The 5599-nt window shown below is 72.0% G+C and carries 4 protein-coding genes; 1 reads left to right on the forward strand and 3 read right to left on the reverse strand.

Annotated features, from left to right (window positions below; all coding sequences use genetic code 11):
* Window positions 1-188: 188 nt before the first annotated feature.
* Window positions 189-809 carry a TetR/AcrR family transcriptional regulator gene (locus LP52_RS25115; protein WP_040276900.1) on the reverse strand — a complete coding sequence of 207 codons (621 nt, stop codon included), beginning with the start codon at window positions 807-809 and terminating at the stop codon, window positions 189-191.
* A gap of 106 nt (window positions 810-915) precedes the next feature.
* On the opposite strand from LP52_RS25115, the gene LP52_RS25120 reads away from it, so the two are divergent.
* Window positions 916-1968: an aldo/keto reductase gene (locus LP52_RS25120; protein ID WP_040276901.1), complete on the forward strand. Its 1053-nt coding sequence runs from the start codon at window positions 916-918 to the stop codon at window positions 1966-1968.
* A 442-nt stretch (window positions 1969-2410) separates the two neighbouring features.
* Here LP52_RS25120 and rpoD read toward each other — a convergent pair whose 3' ends face one another.
* A complete protein-coding gene (gene rpoD, locus LP52_RS25125) occupies window positions 2411-3535 on the reverse strand; it encodes an RNA polymerase sigma factor RpoD (protein ID WP_238581092.1) in 1125 nt (374 codons plus the stop codon).
* A 101-nt stretch (window positions 3536-3636) separates the two neighbouring features.
* Window positions 3637-5514 carry a DNA primase gene (gene dnaG, locus LP52_RS25130; protein ID WP_040276903.1) on the reverse strand — a complete coding sequence of 626 codons (1878 nt, stop codon included), beginning with the start codon at window positions 5512-5514 and terminating at the stop codon, window positions 3637-3639.
* Between the last annotated feature and the right edge of the window lie 85 nt (window positions 5515-5599).

The following is a 5599-nucleotide window of genomic DNA, read 5'->3' on the forward strand; positions in this document are numbered from 1 at the left end:
GCCGCCGCCGGTGCACGTTCGCCTGACCCTTCACACCCGCCAACGTAGCGGCAGCGGTCCCTCGCGCGCGGGGCCGGTTCCGGCCGGACCCCACCGGGCCGGGCCGCCCTGCGCCCGGCCGGCGGTTTCGCGCGCACGCAGCCGTGGCGGGCCGGCGGGGCTGCGCCGCACCGCGCTCCGCGCAGGTGTCAGTCCGCGGACCGCACGTACACGCCCGCCCGCGCCCCGGCTGCCGCAGCCGCGGCGGCGCGGTCGGCGGCCGCCTCGTCGAGAGGATCGCCGCTGGCCAGCAGGCGGTAGTAGAGCGGGGCGGAGACGGCGCGAATCACCTCGCGGGCGTCGGTGCCCGGCGCGAGCTCGCCGCGGTCGACGGCCTTCTCCACGCACGGCGCCCACTCGCCGATGCGCGCGGCGTAGAAGCCGTGCAGCGCCTCGGCGGTGCGGTCGTCGCAGGTGGCGGCGGCGATCACCGCCTTGAACAGGCTCCCTTGCCGGGGGTCGACCAGGGTGCTCTGCACCAGGCGGGCGTTGGCGGTCAGGTCGCCGAGCAGCGTTCCCGTGTCCGCCCGGGGCGACGACTGCTCGGCCATGTCCACCAAGAGGTCGGCCACGAGGGCGGGCACCGTTCCCCACCGCCGGTAGACGGTGGTCTTGCCCACCTCGGCGCGGCGCGCGACGTCGGCGAGGTCGAGGGCGTCCACGCCGTGCTCGGCCAGGGCGTCCCCGGCCGCCCGCAGCACGGCCGCCCGCACCCGCGCCGTGCGCCCTCCCGGGCGGGTCTGTCCGGGTCGCCCTCCGTGATACCCCATAACGGAACTCCCGTTTCATCAACTCCGCATCCCTGCTACATTGCACCCGATGCTAACGGAACCACAGACCCGTTAGACGAGAGTGGGCGGCAGAGAGGATCGGATCATGGAATACCGTCAGCTCGGGGCGTCGGGCCTCCGGGTGCCGGCGCTGAGCTTCGGCGCCGGCACGTTCGGCGGCAGCGGTCCGCTGTTCGGCGCCTGGGGCGACACCGACGCCGCCGAGGCGCGCCGCTTGGTCGACATCTGCCTGGAGGCGGGGGTCACCCTGTTCGACACCGCCGACGTCTACTCCGCAGGCGCCTCGGAGGAGGTGCTCGGCGCGGCCGTGAAGGGCCGCCGCGACGAGGTGCTCCTCTCCACCAAGACCGGCCTGCCCATGGGCGAGGGCCCCGGCGACGCGGGCTCCTCGCGCGCACGCCTGATCCGCGCGTGCGAGGACGCTCTGCGCCGCCTGGGCACCGATCACATCGACCTCTTCCAGATGCACGCATTCGACGCCGCCACTCCCGTCGAGGAGGTGCTCTCCGCACTCGACGACCTGGTGCGGGCGGGCAAGGTCCGCTACGTCGGCGCCTCCAACTTCTCCGGGTGGCAGCTGATGAAGTCGCTCGCCGTCGCCGAGCACCGCGGCCGCCCGCGCTACGTCGCCCACCAGGTCTACTACTCGCTGGTGGGCCGGGACTACGAGTGGGAGCTGATGCCGCTCGGCATCGACCAGGGGGTCGGCGCGCTGGTGTGGAGCCCCCTGGGGTGGGGGCGCCTGACCGGCAGGGTCCGCCGCGGCGATCCGCTTCCGCACGGCAGCCGACTGCACCGCACGGCGGAGTTCGGCCCGCCTGTGGACGACGAGCGGCTCTACCGGGTGGTCGACGTTCTCGACGAGATCGCCGAGGAGACCGGCCGGACCGTCGCCCAGGTCGCGCTCAACTGGCTGCTGCGGCGACCCACGGTCTCCTCGGTCATCGTCGGCGCACGCAACGAGGCCCAGCTGCGGGACAACCTCGGTGCCGTCGGCTGGACGCTCACATCCGAGCAGGCGGAACGGCTCGACGCGGCCGGCGCTCGGACCGCGCCCTACCCCTACTACCCCTATGAGCTCCAGGAGGGCTTCGCGCGCCTCAACCCCTCACCTGTCGGCGCAGGGCCCGGCGCCTGAGCCCGCTCAGGCGCACGGGGCACGCGGGCCGGGCGGCGGGCAGGGCGCCCGGCGGTCGCCGCCGACCGGTCCGGCGTGCCGCCCGCGGCCCACGCTGCGGGACCCGGGGCCGCACTCCCGCCAGCCGCGTTGCCAACGTGCCGAGACATCACACCTAGCTCGGTCCGTGTGCTCGCCGGCCCCCGTTGATCTTGTACCTACGGTCACTGTGAGCGATCACATGTGCCCGTAGGTACAAGATCAACGCTGATGCGGGCGATAGAGCGGGGCGAACCGGGCGAATCACCCCGCCGGAGCCCGTATCGCGGAAGAAGCGCGGCGGGTTCACCCCCGGCGCGCCCCGGGGGCGGCATCAGGCGTGCACGGCCCGGCACCAGTACCGCGCACAGCGCCGACCCGAACCATCCACCGGCCGCGTTACCAACCTCCCGGAACCTCACACCTAGGACTCCAGGAAGTCGCGCAGGGTCCTGGCCAGCGACGGATGCCGCAGTTTGGCCAGGGTCTTGGCCTCGATCTGGCGGATGCGCTCGCGGGTGACACCGAACTCCCGCCCCACCTCCTCCAGAGTGTGCTGGTGGCCGTCGCGCAGGCCGAAGCGCAGCTGGATGATGCGCTGCTCGCGGTCGCTGAGGCCGCCGAGCAGGACCAGCAACTGGTCCTGCAGCATGGTGAACGCCGCCGCGTCGGCAGGGACGACGGCGTCGGTGTCCTCGATGAAGTCGCCGAAGTCGGAGGCCTCCTCGCCGATGGGGGCCTGCAGCGAGACGGGCTCTTGGGCGATGCGCTGGATCTCCTGCACCCGTTCGCCGCCGAAGCCGAGCTCGCGCGAGATCTCGGCGGGCGTGGGCTCGCGGCCCAGCTCCTGGTGCAGCTGGCGCTGGACCCGCATCAGCCGGTTGATGGTCTCGACCATGTGCACCGGGATGCGGATGGTGCGGGCCTGATCGGCGATGGCGCGGGTGATGGCCTGCCGGATCCACCAGGTGGCGTAGGTCGAGAACTTGAACCCCTTGGCGTAGTCGAACTTCTCGACCGCCCGGATCAGGCCGAGGTTGCCCTCCTGGACCAGGTCCAGCAGCAGCAGGCCGCGGCCGAGGTAGCGCTTGGCGATGGAGACCACCAGGCGCAGGTTGGACTCGATGAGCCGCTGCTTGGCGCGTTCGCCCTCGTCGGCGACGAGTTCGAGGTCCAGCGCCTCGTCGGTTCCCATCACGGGTCCGGACCGGCGCAGCTTCTCCGCGGCGAAGAGGCCGGCTTCGATGGATTTGGCCAGGTCTACTTCTTCTTCTGCCGTCAGCAGCGGAACGCGGCCGATCTCGCGCAGGTAGACGCGCACCAGGTCGCCGGCGGGGGCTCTGCGCCCGATTTCGGCGGGCGCGGGATCCTCCTCGGCGGCGGGGTCGACGACGTCGACGCCCTCCTGCGCGAGGCCGCGCACCACCTGGTCGAGCGACTCGGGGGGAGCCTCGAGACGGTCCAGGGCGGCGGCGACGTCGGCGATGGTCACCGTCTCCCCGGAGTCCGCGCCCGCGACCAGTCGCACCACCTGGGTGATCGGTGGCATTTCGTCGGGCAGCACCGTTGGAGCCACACTTACAGTCTGCCTGATCAGGCCGCCGAATAGTGAGGACTATTTTTGTCACCTCAGTGCTACCCGGGCACCGCCTAGCGCTCGCGCATCATGCGTTTCTGCTGCTCAACAGACATGAGCTCAGCGAAGATGCGCTGGTACTCGTCGGGCTGAGCCGAGGGGTCCAGCCGCCCCAGGCGCGATTTCAGGTTTGCCACCCGGCGATTGATGGAATGAATCTTGATTGTGCCCAGAATTTCTTGGGCGTAATGCTCGTCGAGTTCTCCGTAGACCTCCATCGGCTCGACCGCCAGCCGGGTGACGAACGCCCGCTGGGCCTCGTCGGGGGCGGTGTCGCACAACCCCGCCACCCACTCTCTGGCGTCGCCGGCCGCACGTACTCCGCCCCGGGCGCTGATCAGCTCGTAGACGGCGCGGTGCTGGGGCACGCTGAAGGACTCGGCGTCGAGGTCGTCGAACTCCGACGCCAGCCCCGGATACTGCACCGCCATCTTCAGGGCCTGGCGCTCGCGCTGCAGCGAGGGGTCGCGCACGTCGTAGGGCCCGGCATCGGCGGCGCCGGGCGGGGCCTGGGGGGCGGGGCGCGCGGGGGCGGAGCCGGCACCTCCGCTGCGCCGGCGCGCCGCCACGTGCTGGGCGACCCGCCGCTGCACGAACGACTCGTCCATGATGCCCAGCCAGTGGTCGAGGTTGACCCCGTAGAGCTTGCGCACCCCGTCGTTGCGGATGCTGGCCACGATGTCGGCGGCGGCGTCCAGCCCGGCCATGCGGCCCTCGGCGGTGTCGAGGTCGTACTGCTCGATGACCGTGCGGATCATGAACTCGTACAGCGGCTTGCGGTCGGCGACCAGGTCGCGCACCGAGGAGTCGCCGTGGCGCTGGCGAAGCTCGCAGGGGTCGAGTCCGTCGGGCTGAACGGCCACGAAGGTCTCGGAGGCGAACCCGTGCTCCTCGGCGAAGGCCCGCACCGCCGCCCGGCGCCCGGCGGCGTCGCCGTCGAAGGTGAACACCACCTCGCCGCCCTGGTTGGAGCGGCCCAGCAGCATGCGGCGCAGCACCTTGAGGTGGTCCTCGCCGAAGGAGGTGCCGCAGGTGGCCACGGCGGTGGGCACACCGGCGAGGTGGCAGGCCATGACGTCGGTGTAGCCCTCGACGATCACGGCGCGGCGCTCGCGCGCGATCTCGCGCTTGGCGAGGTCGAGCCCGTAGAGCAGGTGGCCCTTCTTGAAGATCGGGGTCTCGGGGGTGTTGAGGTACTTGGGGCCGTCGTCGTCGGGGTCGAGCTTGCGGGCGCCGAAGCCCACGATCTCGCCGTTGACCTCGCGCACCGGCCACACCAGCCGGTTGCGGAACTTGTCGTAGGCACCGCGTCGGCCCTGGCCGGCCAGCCCGGCGGTGATGATCTCCTGGTCGCTGAAGCCCGCGTCGCGCAGGCGGCCGGTCAGCGCCTCCCAGCCCGCGGGGGCGTAGCCCACCCCGAAGTGCTCGGCGTCGGCGCGGCCGAACCCGCGCTCGGTCAGGAAGCGCCGGCCCTCCTTGGCGGCGGGCGAGAGCAGCTGCTCGGCGTAGAAGCGCTGGGCCTCGCGGTGGGCCTCGATGAGCCGCTGGCGCTGTCCCTGGTCGTTGCGGGCGGTGTAGCCGCCGCCCTGCTCGTAGCGCAGCCGGATGCCGGACTGCTGGGCGAGGGACTCCACGGACTCGACGAAGCTGAGGCCCTCGATCTGCTGGATGAAGCGGATGACGTCGCCGCCCTCGCCGCAGCCGAAGCAGTAGTAGAGGCCGCGGGCGGGAGTGACGTTGAAAGACGGCGACTTCTCGTCGTGGAAGGGGCACAGCCCCTTCAGCGATCCCCCGCCGGCGTTGCGCAGCTGCAGGTACTCCCCCACCACGTCGGCGATGGGCGAGCGCTCACGCACGAGTGCGACGTCTTCGTCTCTGATCCTGCCGGCCACGATTCACCAGCCTAGTTCTTGGCGGCGACACACCCGACAGCGGATGCCGGGCTGTGGACCGCCGTCCCCGCCCCGATTCCGGCGG

The organism is Streptomonospora alba, from assembly GCF_000826685.1.
GTDB lineage: Bacteria > Actinomycetota > Actinomycetes > Streptosporangiales > Streptosporangiaceae > Streptomonospora > Streptomonospora alba.

What these genes read in the sequence shown, in the direction of transcription:
- LP52_RS25115 (WP_040276900.1), bottom strand. Translation starts at nt 809, where the DNA reads ATGGGGTATCACGGAGGGCGACCCGGACAGACCCGCCCGGGAGGGCGC.
- LP52_RS25120 (WP_040276901.1), top strand. Translation starts at nt 916, where the DNA reads ATGGAATACCGTCAGCTCGGGGCGTCGGGCCTCCGGGTGCCGGCGCTG.
- rpoD (WP_238581092.1), bottom strand. Translation starts at nt 3,535, where the DNA reads ATGCCACCGATCACCCAGGTGGTGCGACTGGTCGCGGGCGCGGACTCC.